Genomic DNA, 23,803 nt, shown 5'->3' on the forward strand with positions numbered 1-23,803 from the left:
GACTCTTTTTTAATTGAAGGATTAATATTGCTCAAAACAATACACCCTCCTTATTTACGCTTTATAAATTTTAACTGCACACTTTTTAAAGTCTGTTTGTTTTGACTGAGGACAAGTATAATCAGCACATACTTTGTTAATGAAAACTTTCTCATCAAACCAAGGTACAAATACTAAACCTTTTGAAGGTCTATTTCTTCCTCTTGTCTCAACTCTAGCTTTAACTTTTCCACGTCTAGATTCAACCCATGCTAAACCACCTTGTTTAACACCATATTTCTTAGCATCTTCAGGGTGCATGTAACATAATGCTTCTGGTACTGCTCTATATAATTCAGGTACTCTCATAGTCATAGTTCCTGAATGCCAGTGTTCTAAAACTCTACCTGTACTTAACCATACTGGGTAAGTTTCATCTGGAACTTCTGGAGGATCCATATATGGTCTTGCAAATATTTTAGCTTTATTTTTTAATGATTTTTTAGCTTTTTCTTTAACACCTAATAAATCACCTTGAGATAATGCTTTTGCTAATGTACCATAGAATGCAAAATCAGTTCCATCTTTACCATATTTTTTAGCGTATGGATCGTATTTAGTATTAAATCTCCATTGAGTTTCTTTACCATCAACAACTGGCCATTTAAGTCCTCTTACTTTGTGGTAAGTATCAAAATCAGCTAAATCGTGAGCATGTCCACGTCCGAAATCTGCGTATTCTTCAAATAAGTATTTTTGAATAAAGAATCCGTATCCTTTAAATACTTTACCATCTGAACCAATCACATTTCTTGAATCACCTAGTGCTTCAGAGTTATCATAACCAGCTTGAATTGGATCTTCTAAATCAACTTTATAAGATTTTGCTTTTTCATTTGCAAAAAGAATTTCATACATAGTTGTATCTTCTGTATATCCCATTGCTTTTGCTGCTGCTATTACGTCTGGTAATTTTTTTCCACCTCTTAGTGGTTGTTCACCCCATACGTCTTTTACAGTAAATCTTTTTGAAAGTTCAACCCATTGCCATGTATCAGACATTGAATCACCTACTGGTAATACTTGTTGTCTCCAATGTTGTGTTCTTCTTTCAGCATTTCCGTAAGCTCCCCATTTTTCATAAATCATAGCAGATGGTAAGATAAGGTCAGAAACTTTTGCTGAAATACCAGGGTATCCATCAGAAGTTACAATAAAGTTATCCATTTCTCTTGCTGCTTTAATCCAGTGAGTAGCAGATGCTGTATCTTGGTAAGGATTACAAACATTAACCCATGCAAATTTAACAACACCATCTTCAATATCTCTGTGGATTTTCATAATATGTTGGTTTCCAACAGGATTTAAAGTTCCAGCAGGTACTTGCCATGCTTTTTCTGTAATTGCTCTGTGTTTAGGATTTGCTACCATCATATCAGCAGGTAATCTGTGACAGAAAGTTCCAACTTCTCTTGCAGTTCCACAAGCAGATGGTTGACCTGTTAATGAGAATGCTCCAGAACCTGGCTTAGCTTGTTTATTTAATAAGAAGTGAACATTGTATGCTAAAGTATTAACCCAAGTTCCTCTTGTATGTTGATTCATTCCCATAGTCCAGAAAGATACAACTTTTCTATTTTTTTCAATATAAAGGTTTGCTAATTCTTGTAATTTAGCTTTAAATTTATTGATATCTTCATCAGGATTACCTTTAGAAATTTTTGCAACATAATCTAAAGTATATGGCTCTAAGAATTTTTTGTACTCTTCAAAAGAAATTTCCCAGTGTTTAAGACCAGCTGGTTTATTTTCCATTTTATCGCCAGCTTTATATCCATAAGGAGCTAATGCAGGTGCTTCAGTTTCAGAAACAACTTTAACCATTTCTTTATCAATAGTTTCCATTTCTAATTTAGAATATTTACCATCAACAATAGATTTTTCACCAGCTCTTCTCATACCATAACCCATATTAACAGGAGATGCTGCAAATACGATATGTTCTTTAACGAAATCCCAATCAATTGATTCAGGTGCGTTATATACGATTTCTCTTGCAATATAATTCCATAAAGCAAGGTCTGTATTTGGAGTGAAAATGATTTCACTATCAGCTAAGTCAGAAGTTCTATGTCTATAAGTTGAAATATTAATTACTTTAACTTTATCAGGAGCAGATAATTTTCTATCAGTAACTCTTGACCATAAAATAGGGTGCATTTCTGCCATATTAGAACCCCAAGATACAATAGTATCAGTAAGCTCAATATCATCATAACAACCAGATGGTTCATCAATTCCAAAAGTTTGGTAGAAACCAACAACAGCAGATGCCATACAGTGTCTAGCATTTGGATCAATTGCATTTGATCTAAATCCACCTTTCATCATCTTTTGAGCTGCGTATCCTTCCATAACAGTGTATTGCCCAGAAGCAAATACACCAACACCTTCAGGTCCACTTTCTTTTAAAGCTTTTTTGATATTAAGTTCCATCTCATCAAAAGCTCTTTCCCAAGAAACTGGTGCGAAGTTACCTTTTTTATCAAAGTTACCTTTTGCATTTACTCTTAATAATGGTTGTTTTAATCTGTCAGCTCCATACATAATCTTAGCATTAAAGTAACCTTTAATACAGTTAAGACCTCTGTTTACTGGTGCTGCTGGATCACCTTTAACTGCAACAATCTTACCACCTTTAGTAGCAAGCATAATTCCACATCCAGTTCCACAGAAACGACAAGCTGCTTTATCCCATCTCCAACCACCTTCGGCTGCAGTTGCTTTTGCTGCTAATTCTGTTGGTACATTCATACCAATTGCTGCTGCTGCTGAAGCTGCTGCTGAGCTTTTAAGAAAATCTCTTCTTGATAGCGACATACTTTCTCCTTTAATCAAGTTAATTTTTTACTTAAGAATTATAGCAATTAATTACTATCTATCAATTGACTAATGTCAAGCAAATTAAGTTTAAATTAAGATAGAATTTGTCCTATATTAAGTAACAGGGGAAACTATGGCCTTTCATGAATATATTAGAGCAGTTGGAACTGGTCCAAAATCTAACAGAGAATTAAAAAAAGAAGAAATGATAGATGCAATGGAGTCGATTTTAAATCAAAATGTACATTCTGAACAAATTGCTGCGTTTTTATTAGGATGGAGAGTTCGTCTTGAAACAATAGAAGAACTAAAAATAACTTTTAATGTATGTGATAAATATATAAAAAGAAAAACTGTTGAAAACTCAATCGAGTTAGGTTATCCATTTGATGGAAAAGCAGATAATCCATATATATTACCTTTAGTTTCAAAACATTTAAAGAAGTTTGATTTGAATTTGGTTATTAGTGGTGACGAATTACAACCTGCTAAAAAAGGTCTAACCTTAAAAGAATTAAATGCAAACATTAAATTAGATAATAATATCCATTATTTCGATAGAGCAGACTATTTTAAAGAGTTAAGTGATTTAACTAAAATTAGAAATATCTTAGGATTAAGAACTGCTTTTAATACAGTAGAGAAGTTGCTAAATCCAGGAAATTCTAAATATGCAATCAATGCAGCTTTTCATAAACCTTATGTTGTAAAGTATAATGAACTATTTGGAAAAAATTATGAACATTTGGTAATTATTAAAGGAAATGAAGGAACACCAGAGATTTTTTCTAAGTGTAAATATTGGTTAAATAATGATGGAGATATAAGTGAACATTTAATAGACCCTGAATACTTTGGTATTAATTATAAAAAATCTACTACTATAATAAGTAAAGAAGAATCTTTAAATATGACAAGAAATCCAAGTGATGAATTAGAAAAACTAGCTAAGTTAAATGCGGCAATGTTTTTAATAGCTGCAAAAAAAACTAAAGATATAAAAAAAGCATACGAAATGATTAATTAGTATCTTATTTTTTTGTGTATAATCCTTTTTTAATTAAGGATTATTATGGATTTTATAAACTTAGCTTTACTTGCTGTATTCATTCCTACATTTTTTGTAGTATCAATTACTCCAGGAATGTGTATGACATTATCTTTAAGTATGGGAATGAGCATTGGCTTAAAGAAAACATTTTATATGATGTATGGAGAATTACTTGGAGTTGCTTTAGTTGCAACTTCCTCTGTTATTGGTGTTGCTACAATTATGCTTAAATATCCTACAATTTTTTTAGTTTTAAAATATGGTGGTGGAGCTTATTTGATTTATCTGGGAGTTCAAATGTGGCTTTCACGCGGGAAGATGGCAATTAACCTTGATGAGTGTAATTACAATATTTCAAAGAAAAGTTTAGCTATTCAAGGTTTTATAACAGCAATTGCAAATCCAAAAGGTTGGGCATTTTTTATAGCACTTTTACCACCTTTTATTGATGATTCTTTGCCTATGACTTCACAACTAGTTGTACTAATAATTATGATTTTACTTTTAGAATTTTTATGTTTAATTATTTATGCAAGTGGAGGTAAAACTTTACGAAAACTACTTCAAGATAGCTCAAACGTTAGATTAGTAAATAAAGTTGCAGGTACCTTAATGATGATTATTGGAGTTTGGTTAGCTAGTAGTTGATGATATTAAAAAGTAGAAATATTGCTACTTTTTAATATGGTTAAGATTTATATTTTAAAAGCTTTCCCATTCGTCTGTATCAACTTTTTCAGTGATTTCTTTTTTAATTGGACTTGTTTTCTTAGTAACTTTTTCTTTTGTAACTTCTCTTATTACTTCTTTTTGTACAAAATCTTGTTTTTCTTCTATTTTACGTTTAGTATCTTTCCCTTCAAAACTGTTTTTATCAACATTTTGAACAACTCTTGATGCTATTGTATTTGTCTCAATTGCAATCTCTTTTGTTTTGTCTGCAATAGCAGCATTTTGTTGTGTAAAGCTATCTAGTTGATTAATTGCATCAGATATTTGTGTCATACCAATACTTTGCTCTTTCGCAGCATTTGTTACATCATCTATTAATGCATTTGTATTAGAAATTTTTGCTTCTAAGTGAGTAAAGCCATCAATCATTTTAGTACTTATTTGTTTACCATTATTGGCTTTAGCTGTTGCATTTTCTACTAAATTCTTAATTTCTTTTGCTGCTTCAGCTGATCTTGTAGCAAGATTTCTTACTTCTTGTGCAACAACTGCAAAACCTTTTCCAGCTTCACCTGCTGTTGCTGCTTCTACTGCGGCATTTAAAGAAAGAATATTAGTTTGGAATGCAATTTGATCAATTACTGAAATTGATTCATTAATATTTATAACAGTATCATTAATTTCATCCATAGCCTTTGCTGTATCATCAGCTAGTTTTTGACCTTCATTTGCAGATGATTTTGTGTCATTAGAAATTGTTGACATCTCTTGTGCTTTTTGATTAGTTTGTTGGATATTACTTGTAATTTCATCAATTGAAGCAGCTGTTTCTTCTAATGATGCTGCTTGACTTGTTGCATTGTTAGAAAGTGTACTTACATTTTCAGTAAGTTGGATTGAACTATTTTGTAAAGTGATACCATCTTCTTGATTTGTTTGTAGTATTTCTGTAATCATATCATGCATTTCAATAATTTTATTTCCAACTTCACCTGAAGTTTTAGAATCAAGTTTAGCAAGAAAATCTCGTTGTGAATACTTACTTAATACATCACTTAATTTATTTAAATCTTCACCTAAAAGTTTTTCTAGATTTTCAAGCATTTCATTTAGAAGATTTTTTAATGAATTAACGCTTTCATTTGAAGTTGAACCTTCAATTCTTCTTGTCATAATCCCAGCTTTTACTTCAGTAACAACACTTAGTGTTGAATTAATAATTACTTCATTTTCTTTTTGTTCTTGAGTGATTTTATTTAAAGTTTCATCAGATTGAATTTTTAATCTTTCAGCAAGAATAAATTGTGCAATTGAAGAGTAAATAATAAATGTTAGTAAAATTGCTTCAAGTGCAAACATTACAATATGAAGTAGTGTAATTTCCCATGAACAACCATAAGAAAAATACATTATAACTTCACCATTCATTTGAACATTGCTTAACTGTAAATATGTAAATAATACGTGATTTATAACAGCTGCTAAAGTTGCAGATAATAATGCTGTTAAGTCTTTGTATCTAGCAAGTGTAGCAGCAAGAATAAAGTAAGCAAAGTGCATTTCAATCATTCCAGAATTTTGAATAATCATAATTGAAGGATAACTCATAAGAACAATACCAAAAATTATTCTTGATATCATTGTTCCTTTAAAAAACTTATAAGCAATAAAACTAAGTGCAAATAGTATTCCCCCAGTAATTAAGCCAAATAAATACATACTATTTGGTATAGAAGAAATACCAACTGTAATTAATAATAACACTGATGAAATAATCATCATATACTTATCACTATCTTCATAATCTTTTGTTAAGATTACTTTAATTTTATCTTCTAAATTACTAAATATTGGAAATAACATATGTAATTTTTCTTTCATTATTTATCCTTTAAGATTTTATTTATATCTTTTTTTATTAAATCTATATCATAAGGTGTATTTGTATAAACATATTTTTGTTTATATCCCTTATCATTCTTTTGAAATAGATATAAAAATCCAGTATGATTTATCTCTTCTTTATTTAACAATGAGGGTGCAAAATTTACTTTTAATTTTGTTGTAATTTTAAAAAGTTCTTGCTTTGAAAAATTTAAAGCAGTAAAATCTTTATTAAAAGACTTAACATAATCGTTAGTTAAATTTTTATCTGCATTTGTTAAAAGATTTATAAAATAGACTGAGACTCTTTTTTTATCTATTGTTTTATATAAATTGTTAAGTTGATTCAAGGCAATTATACAAATGTTTGAACATCCTGTATATCCAAAATATAAAATTGCTATATCTTTTTTTTCTTCTTTTAAGAATTTAAAATTAACATTAAGTTCTTTTTGGATTTTTCCAGAATCACTAAATAAATATATAAAATTAATAAATGCTATCATAGTAAAAGAAATTATAATTAATAATATTCCAAGAAATAATTTCTTTTTTGACACAACCTATCCTTTTTACAGATAAATTCTAACATATTTAAAATTAAAGTATAAGTTTTTTTTATTTTAATAATTTTTAGGTCTTGTAGATTTGTTTAAAGAAAAGAACGAATACTAATCATTAGTATTCGTTTTATTTTTAAGTTTTAGTGGTCTAATATTTGTTCTAAGAACATTTTTAACCTATCAGATTGTGGATTATCAAAGAATTCATTTGGCTCATTTTCTTCAACTATTTGACCTGCATCCATAAAAATTACTCTATCAGCAACTTTTTTTGCAAATCCCATTTCATGTGTTACACAAACCATTGTAATTCCATCATCTGCTAATTCTGTCATTACATCTAAAACTTCACCAATCATTTCAGGATCAAGTGCTGCTGTTGGTTCATCAAATAGCATAATATCTGGATTTGAACATAAACATCTTGCAATTGCCACACGTTGTTGTTGTCCACCAGATAATTGATTTGGATATTTATCAGCTTGGTCTGCAATCTTTACTCGCTCTAAATAATGCATTGCAGTTTCAATTGCTTCTTTTCTAGGCTTTTTACCAACCCATGTTGGTGCTAAAATTAAATTTTCTAAAATTGAAAGATGAGGGAAAAGATTAAAATGTTGGAATACCATTCCAACATGAGTTCTAACTTCTCTAATTCTTTTAACATCTTCAGTTAATTCTAAACCATTAATCATAATTTGACCTTCTTGAAAAGGTTCTAATCTATTCATACATCTAATAGTAGTTGATTTTCCAGATCCTGATGGTCCACAAATTACAACTCTTTCACCTTTTTTTACTTTTAAATTAACATCTTTAAGTACATGAAAATCTCCATACCATTTGTTAACTTCATTCATTTCTATCATATTTTCTAATTTGCTCATAATTCTTCCTATTCTTTACTATTTATGATCTGTATTAAATTTATCTTCAATTGATTTAGCATATTTAGACATACTAAAACAAATAACCCAATATATCATTGTTACAAAAACGTAACCTTCTGTTTCGAATCCTAACCAATTTGTATCACTATTTGTTAATGTAACCATTGCTAAAATATCAAATAACCCAATAATTAAAATTAGAGTAGTATCTTTAAAAAGTGAAATAAATGATCCTACAAGATTTGGTATTGATATCTTAAGTGCTTGCGGAAGAATAATTAATCCCATTGATTGCCAATAAGAAAGTCCCATTGCATCAGCAGCTTCATATTGACCTTTTGGAATTGCTTGTAATCCACCTCTTATAACCTCTGCAATATAAGCAGCTTGGAATAATGTAATACCAATTAAAGCTCGCAGTAACTTATCAAAATCCATTCCTTCAGGAAAAAATAAAGGTAAAATTACAGATGACATAAATAGTAATGTAATTAAAGGAACACCTCTAATAAACTCAATATATAAAACAGATATAGTTTTAATAATTGGCATATTCGATTGACGACCAAGTGCAAATAAAATCCCAATTGGAAAAGATGCAACAATACCAACAGAAGCCACAATAATAGTTAGAAGTAATCCTCCCCATTTTTCTGTTTCAACGTGTTCTAAACCAAAACCACCAGCTACTAAAGTATAAGTGATAATTGGAAAAGAAATAATAATAAATGCTTTTAATTTAACATTAACTCTTTTGAAAGCAATTATATATGCAACAAAAATTACTAAGGCTAAATTAGGTCTCCAATATAATTCTTCTGGATAAAAACCATAAATAAACTGATTGAATTTTTCAAAAATAAAAATCCATCTAGCACCATCTTTTGTAATTTCTTCTTTTGTTCCACTCCAAGTTGCATCAAAGATCATCCAATCTAATAATGGAGGAATAGTAATATAAAGAATATAAAAAGAGATAATTGTTAATATCGAACTTAAAACAGAAGGAAAAAGGTTTTCTTTAACCCAATGTACTATTCCTTTTGTTCCTTGGGGAGCTGGTTTAGCTTCTAATTTTTCATAAATTGCCATCTTATCTCTCCTTTATTTGCATTCTTGAATTTAAGTAATTCATTAAAATAGAGATGATAATACTTAAAGTTAAATATACTGCCATTGTCATAAGAATAATTTCAATTGCTTGACCAACTTGATTTAGCGAAGTACCTGAGAAAACTGTAACTAACTCAGGATATCCAATTGCAGTTGCAAGTGAGGAGTTTTTAACTAAGTTAAGATATTGATTAATCACTGGTGGAATAATTACTCTAAGCGCTTGTGGTAATACAACTTTTTTCAAAATAGTACTATCTTTTAATCCTAAAGCAGCAGCTGCTTCTTTTTGCCCTTTTGGAACAGCTTCAATACCAGCACGAACAGCTTCGGCAATATAAGTAGCTGTATAGATACTAAGTGCAAAAGCAAGTGCTAATAATTCAGGAATTAAAGTCCAACCACCTGTAAAGTTAAACCCTTTAAGTGCTGCAAACTCTAAAGTTGCAGGACTTCCACTTAAAAAGAATACTAAGGTAGGTGCTGCTATTAAAATACCAATAGAAACCCAAAATAAAGGAAAATCCTCTCCGGTTTCATCATGTCTTTTAGTTGCCCATTTTTTTAGATAAATTACAGATGCAATTGCAATAATAAATGCAATAATTACTGCTGTAAATCCACTTTCTAAAATAGGTCTTGGAATATATAAACCCCTATTATTAAAGAAAATTGAATCAAAGAAAGATATACTTTGTCTTGGACTCGGAAGTGAAGCTAATACAACATTATACCAAAATAGAATTTGTAGTAATATAGGAATATTTCTGAATGTTTCAACATAAATCATAGATAATTTTGAAACCATAAAGTTTTTTGATAATCTTCCAATTCCAACTAAAAGTCCAATTATTGTTGCAAATATAATACCAATTACAGAAACTAAAATAGTATTTAATAATCCAACAAGAAATACTTTTCCATGTGAATCTGATTCGTCATATGCAACTAGTGATTGTAAGATTCCAAAGCCAGCTTCGCTGCTTAAGAAATCGAATCCTGTATTAATCCCACGTTTTTCAATATTTTCAAACATATTGTTTAAAATGAAATAGGTAAAGATAAAGATACCTGCAAGTGCAAGTACTTGATATATTATGGCTCTATTTTCGGGGTTATTATAAAAAGCAACCTCTTTTTGTCGAGCTTTTTTGTGTGTTTTCATTTGTTTGCCTTGTCATTAAAAAAGGGGAAATTAAATTTCCCCTTTTTTTTAATTAGATGTGTATATATTAAATTTATATTTGACTATCTAATTGGTGCTCCGTATTGTAATCCACCTTTAGTCCAAAGATTATTTAAACCTCTAGAAATTTTAAGTGGAGAATCTTTACCAACATTACTTTCAAATGACTCACCGTAGTTTCCAACATTTTTGATAATATTGTACGCCCATTTAGCATCTAAACCTAAGTTTTTACCAGCTTCACCAGATTCACCTAAGATTCTTTTAATTCCAGGGTTTTTACTACCTTTCATTGAATCAACATTTGCTTTAGTAATACCAAATTCTTCAGCATTTAACATTGCAATATGAGACCATTTAACGATATTAAACCATTTGTCATCACCTTGTCTAACTACTGGTCCTAAAGGTTCTTTTGAAATAATTTCAGGAAGTACTTTAACTGAAGATGGATCTTTTACTTTTAATACTAGACCATATAATTGAGAAGCATCAGAAGTTACAACATCACATCTTCCTGATTTAAATCCTTCAATTGTTTGACCAGATGTATCATAAGTAATAGGTTTATAAGTCATTTTATTAGCTTTGAAGTAATCAGTTAAGTTTAACTCAGTTGTAGTTCCCGCTTGAATACAAACAGTTGCACCATCTAATTCTTTAGCTGAATTAACACCAATTTTAGTAGAAACTAAAAAACCTTGACCATCATAATAATTTACACCAGCGAAGTTAAGACCTAAAGAAGTATCTCTAGTATTTGTCCATGTAGTTGATCTTGATAACATATCAATTTCACCACTTTGTAAAGCTGTAAATCTTTCTTTTGCAGTTAAAGGAACATATTTAACTTTTGAAGCATCACCAAAAACAGCAGATGCAACAGCTTTACACATATCAACATCTAAACCTTTCCATTGACCACTTGAATCTGTAGCAGAGAAACCAGCAATACCAGTAGAAACACCACAAGATAGTGTACCTTTTGCCTTAACATTATCTAGAGTATCAGCAGATACTACACTTGAAGCTAAAGCTAATGCAGCAACTGATAATGAAGCAGTTTTTAAAAATTTCATTTTTTTAATCCTTTTTATTTTAATCTGAAATAATTGTATATTTTAAATGTAGCAATTACATAGCAAAATTGTATATTATATAAACAATTTCAATATTTGTGTAATTAATAGATAATTTATATGAAATTTAGTGAATAAGAAGTATTTATTAAAAGAAGTAAAATTTGATTTATTTTACTTCTTGTGTAATTATTTAGATAGAGTTATTGGCACATATTTAATACATCTAGCTGAAAAAAATTCTCTTGAATAATTAGGTGAACTAAACATGTGATCTTTTAAAGACCATTCATTTGATTTCTCAATACTAACACTTTGGGCAACTTTTCTAACTGCACGACTTTCACAAAGTACTTTTTCACCACTATTAAAAGCAGTTTCAACTTCTGAAATTCTGCTTGAAGTTACATAATAATGTAATGCTATAAATGTAAAAGAAAGTGAAAACATTAAAAGAAAGCCTTTTTTTAGAGCACCTTTTGGCATAAAAGGTCTTGTCGTTACAATTAATGTTATGACTAATGCAAAGGCTGCAATTCCTAGATAACCAGCTTCTAATTTTAAAAATAGTTCCATTTTTATTCCTTATTTAATATATTTTTCTTCCCAGATTTTAAATTCATCACTAAAGTATTTGATTCTAATTTTTTTAAATTCTCTTGATGAATAAAGTGGCATATTTGATTTATATGGTATTTCTTTTTGAATACTTTCAATCACTGCTTGTGTATCTTCTTTTGTTTTTCCATGAATCATAGTAAATAAATTATAATTCCAAGTAGGATATTTAGGTCTTAAATAACAGTGAGAAACTGCTGAAAACGAAGCTGCTATTTCTCCTATTCTTTCACCTTCTTTTCCTTCTTCTATATCCCAAGCTACCATTGCATTTGCACCAAAGCCTGCTTTTCTATGATTTAATATACAAGCAAATCTTCTCATAACCCCTGCATCTTGCAAGTCTTGGAGTGTTTTGAAAAAATCTTCATAAGTAATATTGAGTTTTTCTATTATTTCTTTAAAGGGTTCAGATACAATTTTGATATCATTTTGTGCTTCTTTTATTACACTATAATGAAATTCATTTAATTCTAAATCTTTAAAGTTCTTTTTTTCTACTTTCTCTTTTTTGTCTTGTTTATTTGTTGTATCAAGTTTAACAGATATTTTAAATAGTTTTAGAGTTGGTAGAAGAATATAATCGTTTGCTTTTGTAAGTTTTGATAGTAATTCAACTGTATCTTCAAGATTAGATTTTGATTGAGGTGAAATAGCAATTGTAAACCAAATATTGTATTTGTGGTTTCTTTCATAATTATGTGATATTCCAGGATTAGAGTTTAGAATAACAACTGCATCATCAATTTTATCTTCATCAATTTCAAAAGCTACAAGTGAAGATTTGTATCCTAATTTTTTAGTATCAAAAATTGCAGATGTTTGTCTTATTATATTATTGGCTTTTTCTTCTTGTAGAATTTTTATTACTTCGTCTTCTGTTGTATTTAACTCTTTTGCTATTTGTTCAAAAGGTTTTTTTACTAGTGGAAAATTCTTTTGTACTCTATATAAAATTTCATCTTTCATACTTATTCCTATTATCAATTTGAGCAAAGTATATCAACAATTTTTTTTCACTGCATTGATTTAAAACAATTATTTTCCTTGATATAAATTAAGGGTTTAACTTATTTTTTTAATTATAATTCTAAGCATAAAACTCAAGGATAAAAAATGAAAACAAAGAATTTATTAATAATTGCATTTTTTGCAATATTTATGTTTTTAGGAATTAGTGCATTAAAACAAGGAATGCCTTCACCTAAGAATGAAAGAGTTTATTCAATATTACAAAAGCACATGCCTTATGTGGTTGAAAAAAGAGCAGGTGGATTTTCTATTAAAAGTAAAATCACAGGAATAAAAGAAAAGCCACCAGCAAAAGATATTTTTCTAAGATTAGAGCAATTAGAAAAACAATGGGGAATGGAGTTTTTAAAACTAGAAGGAAATAATCTATTTATTCTTGATAAAAATAAAAAAGAGATTACAAAAATCATACTAAAAAATCAAGAAGAACTTTCATGGGTAAAAGATTACTTTGAATTTAAATAAAAATATTTAACACTTAACATAAGTCAAGTGTTAAGGTTTAATTTTTAACTATACTTTCATTAAAATAACACCGAAATATAAGGAGTTTACATGAAGGTTAAGTTAAAAGATATTTTCCTATTTCAAGATTTAAGTGATGATACACTATCTCAGATTGAAGAATTTACTACACTTATCAAATTATCAAAAGACAATATACTATTTTATGAAGGTGATGAATCTAAATATCTTTATTTATTAGGTTCTGGAATAATAAAGTTGTATAAAACTGCATCAAATGACAAAGAAATTGTTATGAAATATTTTCATTCAAATGAATTAATAGCCGAAGTTGCAAATTTTGAAGGTATTCCTTATCCTGCAACTGCTCAAGCTTTTAGTCCTTGTGAAGTATTAAGAATTGATTTTATTAAATTAAAAGACATTATGTATAAAGATCCAAAATTATCATTTATGATTCAAACTTCACTTATTAAAAAAATTAGAAACTTAGAAAAACTTGTTTCTTTACATGTAGTACTTGATTCAAAAGAAAGAATTGCAAAGTATTTATGTGAACATACAGAAGATTTTTTCAATACAAAAAACATTATGGTTGCTGAAATATTAAATATTTCTCCTGAGACTTTATCAAGAATGTTAAGAGTATTTAAAAATGATGGTTTAATTGATAGTAAAGCAAAAACAGTAGATAAAGAAAAGTTGAGACTTTTCTTTTCTTAGATTAAAAGGTGAGAAAATTAAAGGACTAATAAGTCCATTTAATTTTTTCTCTTAATTTTACAACTTCTCCTACAACTATAATAGCTGGTGTTGGCATACCTTTTGAATCTTCAACAATGTTTTCTAAAGTTGAAACGGTAACTTCTTGATCAGGTGTTGAACCTTTTGAGATTACTGCACATGGATAGTCTTTACTTTTACCATATTTCATTAGTTTTCTTGTAATTAATCCAATATTATGGAATCCCATTAAAAATACAAGTGTTTCATCATTTAAGAAACTTTCCCATTCTATTTGAGAAATTCTTTTTGTTGATTCATGTCCAGTTACTACTCTAAATGAAGTTGTAATACCTCTGTGAGTTACTGGAATTCCTGCATATGCAGGTACAGAAATAGATGAGGTAATACCAGGAATTATTTCAAATTTAATTTCTCGTTCGAATAAATAAATTGCTTCTTCTCCACCTCGACCAAATACAAAAGGATCTCCACCTTTAAGTCTTACAACTTTTTCATGCTTTAATGCTGCTTGATAAATGATCTCATTTATTTCATCTTGTGGCACTGAGTGTTTTCCATCTTGTTTTCCAACGTAGATTAATTCACATTCCTTTTTTGCCGTTTCTAAAATTTTTGGATTAGCTAATCTATCATAGATAATAATGTCAGCTTCTGTAACAATTCTAGCAGCTTTCACTGTCATTAATTCAATATCACCAGGACCTGCGCCTGTTAAGTATACTTTTCCCATTTTATTTTCCATCCTCATATATAAATATTCCCGAAGGTTTTTTAACATTAAATATTTCTCTATTTAAAAACCACTCTTTTGTATGTATTACTGCTATTTTATTCGTGTCATTTACTGATACATATAATTGTGGTGATTTATTTGACCATCTTATATGTAATACTTTTCCATCAAAATTAAATGTATGTATAATTTTTAATGTTTTTGTGTCTATTATTTGTATTGTAGGAAAATCTTTTCCTGAATAAGTTACTGCTAAATGTTTTTTATCAGGACTTAAACTTGTAAATACAGGTAACCCTTGAGTCTCAATATTTTTGATAAAGTTGAAATCTTTATCATAAACTAAAACTTTATTATCTCCAACAGCAGGAACGAATACTTTATCTCCACCTATACTCCAAAATCCGAAGTGAGGTACTTTTAATACCATTTTTCGCTCATCATTTAAATAGATTTTGATTTTTTTGAAAGTCATTGTATCTAAATCAACAACTCCATAGTGTGCTGAGGTAAAAAATCCTGCAATATAGTTATTATCTTTTATCATTGCATCAAAAGGTAACTCTCCTACATCTTTAAACTCTTTAAAAACTTTAAAATCAGCTTTACTTTTTCCTTCACTCATGTCTTTATAAACAGAAATAGTGTCATTATCCATTTGAGAGAAAATTAAATAGTCTTTATATATTTTAATACCAACATTTTTAGAATTGGTTTTAATCTTTTTAATTGGATTTAAATCTCTATCTAAAATATCAACACTTTTGTCATCATAGTTCGCAACTGCAACATAAGTTTTCCCAATTACAAAGCCAATTGCTGATTTTGATGTTTTGTATTCTGCTAATATTTTTTCAGCTTCTGGGTCAAATTTAATTACATAACCATCTCTTGAAATTACATAACCATCTTTACCTTCAAATTTTACAACCCCATGGTTCATATTTCGCATACCTTCTATATTAGTTCTTTTTAAACCATTATAGATTGTTGCAAGTGAAGAACTTTCTCTTTCAACTACAAAGAATTTTTCTTTTGCATAACTTGAACTTAGTGCAATTACTGCAACTAAAAGTATTTTTATAAGTTTCATTTTATCTCCTAATCTCATCATCTGTTAAATAACATGATGGGTCTTCTTGCCACAAATCACCTGTCATTGCATAAGCTCTGCTTCTTGAACCACCATTACAAATATCTATATATTTACAGTTTGAACATTTTCCTCTTATTTCACGAGGGCTTTGTCTTAATTTATTTAAAATTTCATTTTCATTTGAAGTCCAAATTTCATCAAAAGGAGTTTCTAAATAGTTTCCAACTGTAAAAGGGAAAAATGGGTCTGGTTTTACATTTCCTGCCCAATCCATATTTCCAAGTCTATTTCCAGCAGAGTTTCCACCCCAAGCTTTTAGTTTTTTCTCTAAAATCTCAGCTTTTTGTGGATATTGTTTTTTAAATCTATTTAATAACAGTATTGAATCCATTTCCATGTTTCCAGTTACTAGGTCAATTTTACTATTATCTTTATAATATTCAAAGGCTTTATCGATTATAAACTCAACATATTCTCTTCTTTGCTCTTTTGAAATGTCAATTTCTAGATTCTCTTCTCCCCGTCCTGAATAAACAAGATGAGAGATATAAAGTTTATCTACATTTAATTCTTCACATAAATCAAACATTGCATAAAAACTATCTTGTGTTTCTTTTGTAATTGTAAATCTAATACCTGCATTTCCACCGTGAGCTTGAACTAATTTAATTGCTTCAATAGATTTCTTATAAGAACCTTTTTGACCTCTAAATTGGTCATGGATTTCTTCAATACCATCAATTGAAATACCAATATAATTAAATGTGTCAATAATTTGGTCAACATTCTTTTCATTTATATATAAACCATTTGTAGATAGATAAGTCATAATTCCATTATCTTTCATACACTGTGCAATATCAAAAATATCTTTCCTTAAAAGAGGTTCTCCACCTGAGAAGATGACAAAGTTAACTCCTCCTTTTTTAAGTCTTGAAATAGTTTGTTCTATTTCTTCATAAGTTAAAGTGTCTTTTTCATTTGCATCAGCTTTACTGTAACAATGATGACATGATAAGTTACAACGATTTGTAAAGTTCCATATCATAATAGAACCATTTAGAGTTCTAGATTTTGTATCTTCTAAAGTAGTTTTGATTAAGTTTGACAATCTAAACATTTTATTTATCCTTTGATGATTTAAATGTGTATATAAAATCAGTTATTGCATTTAATTCTTCAATAGAAAGCTTGTCTTGGAAACTTGGCATTACTGATCTTTTGTGACCTAATTGCTTATATGTAGATTTAGGTGCAATTATATGACCTTGAATTTCACCTCTTGTTCTTTTATCTGCCATTTCTTGAAATGAGGGTCCAAAAGCAACTGAGGTTTGGTGATGACAACCCCAACAATACGTTTTAAATACTTTTTCGCCACTTATATCTTGTGCAAAGCTAAATGAACAAAAAAATATTAGTACAAGTGGTATTTTTTTTATTATACTCATTTTGTACTCCTTATTTTTTTTATGTTAAATGTTAACATAAATGCAAATATGAAGACTTGATAGCTATCAATATATTATGAATATAATTAGATAAAATTATAGATATATTTATAAAGGAGATAATAATGAAAAAAGTATTATTAGCTTTATCTTGTGCTTCCTTACTTTTTGCAAGTAATTATGATGATGGATTAGAATCATATAAAAATAAAGAGTTTAAAAAAGCTTATGACTTATTTTTACAAAGTGCAAACAATGGCAATTCGAAATCTGCTCATAATCTATCTATTATGTACAATAATGGGGATGGAGTTAAAAAAGATTTAAAAGAGTCTATTGAATGGTTAGAAATTGCAAGTAATGCAAAAAACTCTTATGCAATGACTCAATTAGCAAGTAATTATATGCAAGGTTATGGAGTTTTAAAAGATTATAAAAAAGCAGTAGCACTGTTTACAGAAGCTGCACTTTTAGATAATTCACAAGCTTCATTTAATTTAGCATATATGTATACAGTAGGACTTGCTGTAAAAGAAAATCCAAAAGAAGCAGTTTACTGGTATGAAAAATCTGCAAACTTAGGTAATACAAACGCACAAGTAAATTTAGGATTTATGTATATATCAGCTCAAGGTGTAAAAAAAGATTTGAGTAAAGCTGCTATGTATATAAAAAAAGCAAAAGATTCTGGAAACCCAAAGGCTTTAGAGCTTTGGAATGAATTTGAATTATCAAAATATTAAGGAATAAAAAATGGAAATAGTATTAACTTTAGTTTTCTCATCGGTACTTTTAGTTTTTATGATTTATCCTGCTATGAAAATAGTAGAATTTGTAGAAACAAAAATAGAAATTAGTGATAGAATTTATGATATTTCAACAGTTGTTTTAACAATTGTACTTTCATTAATTACTGGTGCACTTTTATATTATCTATAATCTTGTTTCATAAAATACTTATTAAGAATACCATGATATATTATATGAAAAACATGAACTAATAAAAATTAATAATAGTAGAATAGTTTTTATCATTTAATTTTTAATTGAACTGTTTGACCTAAGATTTGTTTGGTTAATTCTTTATCTGTAATATCAAGTTTTTTAGCAATTTTTGGAGCTATGATATATGAAACCCACGTGGATTTTATAATATCACCTTTTTTTAACTCTTTAAGTTTATAGATAACTCTTTTTTCTTCTTTTGATTTTAAGTTATTATTATAAATATATCCTTTTGCAAAAGCTGGAAAAGTTGGTTTATTATTTATATCTTTAAATATTATAGAAAAAGTAGTATCTTTATCTTTATAAGGATTTTTATCAAAATTTTGCCATATGATTTTTTTATCTCTTAAAATTTCTGTTTTAGCATATTTAAGTCTCATAGGCTGTGTAATTATGGAATGACCCATTTTATTTTTTATATATAATTCAAATGAATTGTTTGATAGTTGTTTTAATTTTAACTCAATAGCTTGTTTAACCATTTGTTCAGAGTGTATTCCTAAAAACTCATGTGAAGTATATTCTACTCTCGCTTTTGCATTTAATTTTGTAGGTGTTCCTTTTTTCTTTGGCATATGACATGAAATACAATCACTTGTTTGTCCAACTTCATCTAAAGTACTACAAATTTGAATATCATTTTTATTGATTTTATGTGAATGACAACCCATACAGACTTTACTGTTTACATAGTTTGAATTATTACTAGAACTATTATGTTTACTTGAACTCTCTGGACTTTCTAGATTTCCAAAAAATGTTGGTTTTAATTTATCATTCATAGTTGAAAAATTAACACCTTTTTGTTTAGTAAAAATCACTTTTGAAATTTGGTGACAATATGAACAGGAAACTCCATCTTTTAATCTATGATCAAATTCACTTGGCTGAGATTTTCCTTGCATTAAAGGTCTTAAATTTTTTACAGCAGGTGTATGACATATAGCACATGCATATTTTCTTGGACTTATTGCTTCTTTCATTTTAGTATGAATTTCATCAGTATAAATAGAAGATTTGTGATGCATACTTGAAGCGTGCTCTTTATAGATGGTTGGATGACATTCGTTACATGATTTTGAATCTAAGTATTTTGAAAATAAGAGTTGAGAGTTAAAAAGAAGGATTAAAATTAAAAGTTTTATTAAAATATCTTTTTTCATTTTAATCCTTTTGATAAATATTCATCTCAAAAGAGATGAATATTTACATATTCCTAATTATGCACCAGGGATATGTTGTCTGTGTTCAACAGAGTATGTAAATGTAGGAGTAGTTAAGTTATTAATATATTTAATAAATTTTCCACTTTCAGATTCATAAATACCAATTCTACCAGTTGTCCATTCAGAAATCATAGTCCATTTACCATGGTTTGCAGGTTCTGCATGAAGTAATCTTGGTTGTACAGGTTCTTTAACTTTATCACCTAATTTAGAAGTATATTCAATAACTTTATCTTTACCAATTTTTGGATTAGATTCAGGGAATGTTATAGTTTTATACTGTGTTGCATCCCAAGTTTGTAATACTTTTTTAGTTTTAGCATCAATTAATTGACCTTCTTTTTTACCAACTTTTACAATTTTATCAGTTTCTAAAGTTTCTTTGTTAATTAAGTAAACTTCATTATATGTTGCTGGTTTACCAAGAACTGTATCTGCCCATAAATATGGAGTATGTGGTGCAGTTCCGATGAATAATCCACCACCTGAAGTTTCTACTTTTTTAACAATTTCCCAGTTAGAATCCCAAATAACTACAGAACCTTGATTCATAGTTACAGTTGCATGTAATTGTTTACCCATTTTTTTATTAAACCAAGAAGATCCTTGACCTGGATGTGGTTTAGATTTTTTACCTGTGTAAACTTTTGCAGCTAAATTTTTCTCTTTGTAATCAACAATACCCATTACATCTGAACCTTGAGATGCAATCATGTAATATCTACCAAAATCTTCACCTTCATCTTCATTTAAGAATGCATCATGAAGTACTTCACCGATATTTGGAACATCTCCAACGATTGGGAAATCAGGTTTAGAATAATCAATAATATATACTCTACCAGCATCTTTTAACGCCATTGCAAAGTAAGGACCATAAGGAGTATCAGCTAAAGATGCAACTCTTGACGCTTCAATTTGACCTTTCATATTAATTACTGCAGATGTATCATATGCTTTTAATGGCTCTAAAGTCATTGCATCACATAAAACTGCTCCACCTGGAGTATAGTTTCCAGCAATTACATATTTACCATCTGGAGATACTGCTAATCCTCTTGATTCAAAACCAACTTGAACAGAAGCAAGCGCTGGTTGACCAGGTGCTGCAATATCAAACATAGTTAATCTTCCAGATCTTGAAATTGAGTAAGCATATCTTGGGTTTTTCTTATTTGTTACTGTTACGTGAACTGCGAATCCAGCTTTATGTCTAGATAATACTTTTCCATTAGTTGAATCAATAAAGTCAACTAAAGAGGCATCTCTTTCAGTTGCAAATGTAATATCAAGAACTGATTTAGTATCTGCTGATTTAGTATATTTTTTAGCTAATGCTTCTCTATCAGCTAATTTTGTCCAAGTTGAGTGAATTTGATCGAAATCTAATTTATAATTTGTATTATCTTTCCAATCCATTAACCAATCAACCATACCATCTGCATCATCTTTAGAGAATGAATGATCCCATTGAGGCATTGCTGTATTTTCAACACCTGCTAAAATTGCATCTCTTAATACGTGTCTTTCTTTTTTCTTTAAAGCACCTGGTCTTAAATCTGATCCAACCCCACCTTGGTGAATTGGTCCATGACATCCTTGACACTCTTTTTCATACACTTCTGCAAAATTCATATCTGATGTACCTGCAAACAAAGAACCTGCTGTTACAACTGTACACGCTGCTAAACTTAAAACTTTACCTAATTTCATAATTTCTCCCTTTATATTTAATATAAAATAATCATTGAAGGCCAAGATATTAGTTATTTACCCTCTTTAGATAAATAAGTAACATCTCGGCGAAGTTTTCTCTTAAAATCATTTAAACGAGAGGAACACGACTTCCTCTCATTTTTTTAATCTTCTTCTTCCTCTAGTTTTCTCTTCTCTTGTTTATAAATCCAAAACATTGGAATTATAATAAATGTGTGAAGAAAAAGTGTTAGTGTTAAAGGACCTTGGTTTAACGTAGCAAAAAAGCTAGGTACTAGGTCAGTCATTGGTTCAAACATAATATCTCCTTATCTTTCGTGTCTTGCATTTTTTGATGTAGTTAATAAATCTTTTATTAAGTACACAAAACCTATGAAAGTCATTACACCTGTTGCTAATCTCCATCCTAGACCTTGTACAAACCATACCATGTCTTGAGATACAAAGAATGCTTCCCATGTTGCTCCCATTTGAGCACGTTCAACTAATACTTGACCATATCCAGCTACTGTTAAAGAAACAGTCATTCCTAAAACACCAAATGTGATTAAGAAAATCGCCATTTTAGATTCAAATGTAGCTTTCATAACTTTAATTCCATTTTTACCTTGAACACCAAGATAGAACATACCAATTAAAATAGTTGCATAAGCTCCAAAGAACGCTAAGTGACCGTGAGCTGATGTAAACTGTGTACCGTGTGTATAAATATTAACTTGTGGTAATGTATGGAAGAATCCCCAAACACCAGCTCCTAAGAAGTTACCAAAAGCATTTGTAACAAACCATGCAAAAGCAGGTGAGTTATTCATTGTTTTTTCACCAGATTGTGCGCCTTCTTTAATTCCAGTCTCTTTACCCCAGTCATAAACAACGTGTACAAACATAGCTACTAAAGGAACAGGTTCAAGTGCAGAGAATAATGCTCCAATTTCCCACCAGTACTCAGGAGTACCAATCCAGAAATAGTGATGACCCATACCTAAGATACCAGATCCAAATAACATAGCTACTTCAATCCATAACCACATTTCAACTACTTCTCTTCTTGCACCAATGATTTTGATTAATCCATAAGATAATAAACAACCAACAAATACTTCCCAAGTTGCTTCAACCCATAAGTGAATTACCCACCACCACCAGTACTGATCCATAGAAATGTTATCAGTAAAGAACATACCAGCTAGATATAAACCAGCAAGTGCTAAAACATCTGCCATTAATACAGTAACAATACCTGTTTGTTTACCTTTCATTGCAGTTGCAAAAAGGTTAAAAACAAATACTAAAACAACAACAACAATACCGATATCAGCCCATCTTGGAGCTTCAATGTATTCTCTACCTTCGTTAATAAACCAAATAGTAGATTCAGTTGCAGGTCCAATTTGAACTAGAATATATACTAAAACAACTACAGTAACAGCTGCTGTTAAAATATAAAAAGCTAATTTACCAATTGCAATACCAACAGTTTCAATACCAGTTTCTTCAGGTAAAAGGTAATAAACAGAACCAATCATTGCATATAACATCCAAACAACAAGTGCATTAATATGTACCATTCTAGCTACTGAAAAATCAAAGATTTCAAAAAGAAAACTTGGATATAAGAATTGAGTGGCTGCAATAAGCCCCATTAATAATTGTGCACCAAATAAAATAGCTGCAACTACAAAATAGTTAATCGCTAATTTTTGAGATTCAAATTTTAAATTATTTTCCATGAATCGCTCCTGTTACTCCATCAGTTGACATTCTCGCAAAGTTTCTTGGGAAACCGTTTGTATCAATAGATGACATATGTTTTAAGAATGCTACAAGTCCCATAGCTTCTCTTTCAGTAATATCTAAATCCGGCATCATTCTTTCATGAGTTGGATATTGTGAAGGGTCTTGTAAAAATTTAGACATAGCTTCTTCTTTTGTAGTAGAATTAGTCATTCCTAAATATGGCCCATTTGGTCCCCATGCTGGATCTAACCACGCTTTTGTTAAATCAGGAGCATAATAAGCACCATTTCCAAGTAAAGTATGACAGTTCATACAGTTTTTAGCTTGTGAACCTAATTTACCTAAGTGAAGTAACTCACGAGCTTCTTCTTCGCTCCAGTCATCTCTACCAAAGAATTTTTCTTTCTCACCAATAACTGGCACCTCATGACCTCTTTTTGTATCCATTTCGTAAGTAATTTTGTAATTAATTACTGTTGGTCCTGGTACTCTTTTTGTAATACCAGCTTTAAGATCTTCATCTGTCCCCATACTAATTTGACCTAACGAATCAAATGTTAACCAAATTAATAATATTGAAGCAAAACCAGTTACCCACGCTGCTGATCTTCTCCAAAAAGGAATACTCGTCCATACTGAAACAACTTTTTTTGACACTTGTTCCTCCTAATTTT

Annotated in this window: 24 protein-coding genes; 6 read left to right on the plus strand and 18 right to left on the minus strand. The window is 29.4% G+C overall.

Translation table 11 applies throughout. The features are described from left to right. Nucleotides 1–54: 54 nt before the first annotated feature. Nucleotides 55–2,859 (minus strand): nitrate reductase catalytic subunit NapA, encoded by a 2,805-nt coding sequence (gene napA, locus LPB137_RS02405; protein ID WP_076083913.1) that lies wholly within the window; start codon nucleotides 2,857–2,859, stop codon nucleotides 55–57. A 136-nt stretch (nucleotides 2,860–2,995) separates the two neighbouring features. Here napA and LPB137_RS02410 point away from each other — a divergent pair, with 136 nt between their 5' ends. Next, the gene (locus LPB137_RS02410) at nucleotides 2,996–3,889 is read left to right on the plus strand and encodes a glycosyl transferase (RefSeq protein WP_076083916.1); all 894 of its coding nucleotides are present in this window, start codon (nucleotides 2,996–2,998) and stop codon (nucleotides 3,887–3,889) included. A gap of 45 nt (nucleotides 3,890–3,934) precedes the next feature. Then, nucleotides 3,935–4,561, plus strand: coding sequence for a LysE family translocator (locus LPB137_RS02415; RefSeq protein WP_076083918.1), 627 nt, complete (start codon nucleotides 3,935–3,937; stop codon nucleotides 4,559–4,561). A gap of 54 nt (nucleotides 4,562–4,615) precedes the next feature. Here the strand turns inward: LPB137_RS02415 and LPB137_RS02420 are convergent, their stop codons facing one another. The 8 genes from LPB137_RS02420 to ahbA all read right to left on the minus strand — a co-directional run bounded on the left by LPB137_RS02420 (nucleotide 4,616) and on the right by ahbA (nucleotide 12,887). Further along, the gene (locus LPB137_RS02420; protein ID WP_076083921.1) at nucleotides 4,616–6,466 is read right to left on the minus strand and encodes a methyl-accepting chemotaxis protein; all 1,851 of its coding nucleotides are present in this window, start codon (nucleotides 6,464–6,466) and stop codon (nucleotides 4,616–4,618) included. Continuing rightward, on the minus strand, nucleotides 6,466–7,029 hold the full coding sequence (locus LPB137_RS02425) for an SCO family protein (RefSeq protein ID WP_076083924.1): 564 nt from the start codon (nucleotides 7,027–7,029) through the stop codon (nucleotides 6,466–6,468). The genes LPB137_RS02420 and LPB137_RS02425 overlap by 1 nt, the downstream gene beginning before the upstream one ends. Before the next feature lie 143 nt (nucleotides 7,030–7,172). After that, nucleotides 7,173–7,919, minus strand: coding sequence for an amino acid ABC transporter ATP-binding protein (locus tag LPB137_RS02430; protein ID WP_076083927.1), 747 nt, complete (start codon nucleotides 7,917–7,919; stop codon nucleotides 7,173–7,175). A gap of 18 nt (nucleotides 7,920–7,937) precedes the next feature. Further along, a complete protein-coding gene (locus LPB137_RS02435; RefSeq protein WP_076083930.1) occupies nucleotides 7,938–9,014 on the minus strand; it encodes an amino acid ABC transporter permease in 1,077 nt (358 codons plus the stop codon). A 1-nt stretch (nucleotide 9,015) separates the two neighbouring features. Then, nucleotides 9,016–10,200: an amino acid ABC transporter permease gene (locus LPB137_RS02440; RefSeq protein WP_076083933.1), complete on the minus strand. Its 1,185-nt coding sequence runs from the start codon at nucleotides 10,198–10,200 to the stop codon at nucleotides 9,016–9,018. An 83-nt stretch (nucleotides 10,201–10,283) separates the two neighbouring features. Next, complete coding sequence (locus tag LPB137_RS02445) at nucleotides 10,284–11,300, minus strand: amino acid ABC transporter substrate-binding protein (protein ID WP_076083936.1); 1,017 nt, start codon at nucleotides 11,298–11,300, stop codon at nucleotides 10,284–10,286. Between the two features lie 189 nt (nucleotides 11,301–11,489). Then, nucleotides 11,490–11,876 (minus strand): hypothetical protein, encoded by a 387-nt coding sequence (locus LPB137_RS02450; RefSeq protein ID WP_076083939.1) that lies wholly within the window; start codon nucleotides 11,874–11,876, stop codon nucleotides 11,490–11,492. A 9-nt stretch (nucleotides 11,877–11,885) separates the two neighbouring features. Next, nucleotides 11,886–12,887: a siroheme decarboxylase subunit alpha gene (ahbA, locus tag LPB137_RS02455; RefSeq protein WP_076083942.1), complete on the minus strand. Its 1,002-nt coding sequence runs from the start codon at nucleotides 12,885–12,887 to the stop codon at nucleotides 11,886–11,888. Nucleotides 12,888–13,034: 147 nt separating this feature from the next. On the opposite strand from ahbA, the gene LPB137_RS02460 reads away from it, so the two are divergent. Together LPB137_RS02460 and LPB137_RS02465 are read left to right on the plus strand one after the other, a co-directional pair. Then, nucleotides 13,035–13,415 carry a hypothetical protein gene (locus tag LPB137_RS02460; protein ID WP_076083945.1) on the plus strand — a complete coding sequence of 127 codons (381 nt, stop codon included), beginning with the start codon at nucleotides 13,035–13,037 and terminating at the stop codon, nucleotides 13,413–13,415. A gap of 90 nt (nucleotides 13,416–13,505) precedes the next feature. Continuing rightward, complete coding sequence (locus tag LPB137_RS02465; RefSeq protein WP_076083948.1) at nucleotides 13,506–14,138, plus strand: Crp/Fnr family transcriptional regulator; 633 nt, start codon at nucleotides 13,506–13,508, stop codon at nucleotides 14,136–14,138. Between the two features lie 25 nt (nucleotides 14,139–14,163). Here the strand turns inward: LPB137_RS02465 and cobA are convergent, their stop codons facing one another. From cobA to LPB137_RS02485, 4 genes are read right to left on the minus strand one after another with little or no spacing between them, the layout of a single operon-like run. Then, nucleotides 14,164–14,892: a uroporphyrinogen-III C-methyltransferase gene (gene cobA, locus LPB137_RS02470; RefSeq protein WP_076083950.1), complete on the minus strand. Its 729-nt coding sequence runs from the start codon at nucleotides 14,890–14,892 to the stop codon at nucleotides 14,164–14,166. A 1-nt stretch (nucleotide 14,893) separates the two neighbouring features. Next, on the minus strand, nucleotides 14,894–15,988 hold the full coding sequence (locus LPB137_RS02475) for a cytochrome D1 domain-containing protein (protein WP_076083952.1): 1,095 nt from the start codon (nucleotides 15,986–15,988) through the stop codon (nucleotides 14,894–14,896). 1 nt (nucleotide 15,989) lies between these two features. Continuing rightward, nucleotides 15,990–17,111: a radical SAM/SPASM domain-containing protein gene (locus tag LPB137_RS02480; RefSeq protein ID WP_076083954.1), complete on the minus strand. Its 1,122-nt coding sequence runs from the start codon at nucleotides 17,109–17,111 to the stop codon at nucleotides 15,990–15,992. Between the two features lies 1 nt (nucleotide 17,112). Then, nucleotides 17,113–17,442 (minus strand): c-type cytochrome, encoded by a 330-nt coding sequence (locus LPB137_RS02485; RefSeq protein ID WP_122893521.1) that lies wholly within the window; start codon nucleotides 17,440–17,442, stop codon nucleotides 17,113–17,115. A gap of 125 nt (nucleotides 17,443–17,567) precedes the next feature. Here LPB137_RS02485 and LPB137_RS02490 point away from each other — a divergent pair, with 125 nt between their 5' ends. Then, nucleotides 17,568–18,185: a tetratricopeptide repeat protein gene (locus LPB137_RS02490; protein ID WP_076083956.1), complete on the plus strand. Its 618-nt coding sequence runs from the start codon at nucleotides 17,568–17,570 to the stop codon at nucleotides 18,183–18,185. A gap of 10 nt (nucleotides 18,186–18,195) precedes the next feature. Then, the gene (locus LPB137_RS02495; protein WP_076083958.1) at nucleotides 18,196–18,381 is read left to right on the plus strand and encodes a hypothetical protein; all 186 of its coding nucleotides are present in this window, start codon (nucleotides 18,196–18,198) and stop codon (nucleotides 18,379–18,381) included. A gap of 92 nt (nucleotides 18,382–18,473) precedes the next feature. Here LPB137_RS02495 and LPB137_RS02500 read toward each other — a convergent pair whose 3' ends face one another. The 5 genes from LPB137_RS02500 to LPB137_RS02515 all read right to left on the minus strand — a co-directional run bounded on the left by LPB137_RS02500 (nucleotide 18,474) and on the right by LPB137_RS02515 (nucleotide 23,786). After that, the gene (locus LPB137_RS02500) at nucleotides 18,474–19,613 is read right to left on the minus strand and encodes a multiheme c-type cytochrome (RefSeq protein WP_076083960.1); all 1,140 of its coding nucleotides are present in this window, start codon (nucleotides 19,611–19,613) and stop codon (nucleotides 18,474–18,476) included. A gap of 57 nt (nucleotides 19,614–19,670) precedes the next feature. Continuing rightward, complete coding sequence (locus LPB137_RS02505; protein WP_076083962.1) at nucleotides 19,671–21,389, minus strand: nitrite reductase; 1,719 nt, start codon at nucleotides 21,387–21,389, stop codon at nucleotides 19,671–19,673. Between the two features lie 146 nt (nucleotides 21,390–21,535). After that, the gene (locus LPB137_RS14280) at nucleotides 21,536–21,691 is read right to left on the minus strand and encodes a hypothetical protein (protein WP_164707213.1); all 156 of its coding nucleotides are present in this window, start codon (nucleotides 21,689–21,691) and stop codon (nucleotides 21,536–21,538) included. A 9-nt stretch (nucleotides 21,692–21,700) separates the two neighbouring features. Further along, nucleotides 21,701–23,122: a cbb3-type cytochrome c oxidase subunit I gene (locus LPB137_RS02510; RefSeq protein ID WP_076083964.1), complete on the minus strand. Its 1,422-nt coding sequence runs from the start codon at nucleotides 23,120–23,122 to the stop codon at nucleotides 21,701–21,703. Next, nucleotides 23,112–23,786, minus strand: a complete 675-nt coding sequence (locus LPB137_RS02515) for a c-type cytochrome (protein WP_076083966.1) — start codon at nucleotides 23,784–23,786, stop codon at nucleotides 23,112–23,114. The genes LPB137_RS02510 and LPB137_RS02515 overlap by 11 nt, the downstream gene beginning before the upstream one ends. Nucleotides 23,787–23,803: the final 17 nt, after the last annotated feature.

Source organism: Poseidonibacter parvus (genome assembly GCF_001956695.1).
Classification (GTDB): Bacteria; Campylobacterota; Campylobacteria; order Campylobacterales; family Arcobacteraceae; genus Poseidonibacter; species Poseidonibacter parvus.